Genomic DNA, 1,054 nt, shown 5'->3' with positions numbered 1-1,054 from the left:
CCCCGGCGATGGGCTGCACAGCAGCCCCGGCAATCTAGACCACGAAGTTCAGATGCTCGCCCCGGTGCAAATCCAGCTCCAGCATATCCACCATCCCTGCCGCGACCCTGGCCAGGTGCCGCAACGGCTCGGCCAACCCCGGCTCCAGCGTACCTTCAGTGCTGCGAAAATGCTCCATCCCCAACCCGGCCAGTTCCTGTGGGGCATTGATCAGCGTCCAGTGCAACGCACTGCGCTGTAACCCGTCCACCACCTGGTCCACACACTCCCGCTCTGTCTCGCTGTACTTGCCCGGCTCATCCAGCACATCGAAATCGCCCACCAGCAACAGCCGGCGTATAGTCGTACGCTTCAGCCCCGCCACCAGCGCCTCGCTCATGCGGGCTTGCCCGGGCAAATCGCCCGGTGCCAGTGTCGACAACAAGGCAATTACTGCTGACCCGCCTGCCGCGCCCTGCTCCGCCTGGTCGGCATCGCCCAGCCCGCCTATCTTGAAATGCAGGCCGGGGCGCGGCGCGTGGCGGTTGAGGTCGTCGACCACGGCGGTGACTTCGTGCTGGCGCGACAGCAGCTCTACCATCAGGGCGTTGCCCAGGCTGCTTTCAGGCCCGAACAGGACCAGTTTGAACACTGGGGTTTCGGCGTTTTTCACTGCATCACTCCCTTTGCAGGTGGTGATGGTTGGACCGCAATCAGGAGTTATCGTGCAGAGGATCAAGGGTTACCACGCCCATGTTTACTACGACGCAGCGACCATGGACCAGGCCCGTGAACTGTGCGAGGAAGCGGCGCGTTTGTTCCCCGTGACCATGGGGCGCATGCACCAGAAACCGGTGGGGCCGCACCCGGACTGGAGCTGCCAGTTGGCGTTCGGGCCGGAGGTGGTGGGTGTGGTGTTGCCTTGGTTGGCGTTGTATCGGAAGGGGTTGGTGGTTTTCATGCACCCGCTGACCGGGGATGAACTGGCGGACCACCGTGACCATGCGATCTGGATGGGGGCTGTGCGGCCGCTGGATCTGTCGATGTTTGGGGGCTAGATCTTCATAGTCTGTAC

2 protein-coding genes are annotated in these 1,054 nt (G+C 63.2%); one reads left to right on the top strand and one right to left on the bottom strand.

Annotation, left to right across the window (positions count from 1 at the left end; translation table 11 throughout):
* Positions 1-34: 34 nt before the first annotated feature.
* Positions 35-652, bottom strand: a complete 618-nt coding sequence (locus tag ACK1U9_RS06685) for an NAD(P)-dependent oxidoreductase (protein ID WP_046615298.1) — start codon at positions 650-652, stop codon at positions 35-37.
* 52 nt (positions 653-704) lie between these two features.
* Between ACK1U9_RS06685 and ACK1U9_RS06680 the strand changes: the two genes are divergently transcribed.
* Positions 705-1,037, top strand: a complete 333-nt coding sequence (locus tag ACK1U9_RS06680) for a DOPA 4,5-dioxygenase family protein (RefSeq protein WP_046615297.1) — start codon at positions 705-707, stop codon at positions 1,035-1,037.
* Positions 1,038-1,054: the final 17 nt, after the last annotated feature.

Source organism: Pseudomonas sp. XP1 (assembly GCF_053557675.1).
This window is presented reverse-complemented; position numbering and strand designations above follow the sequence as displayed.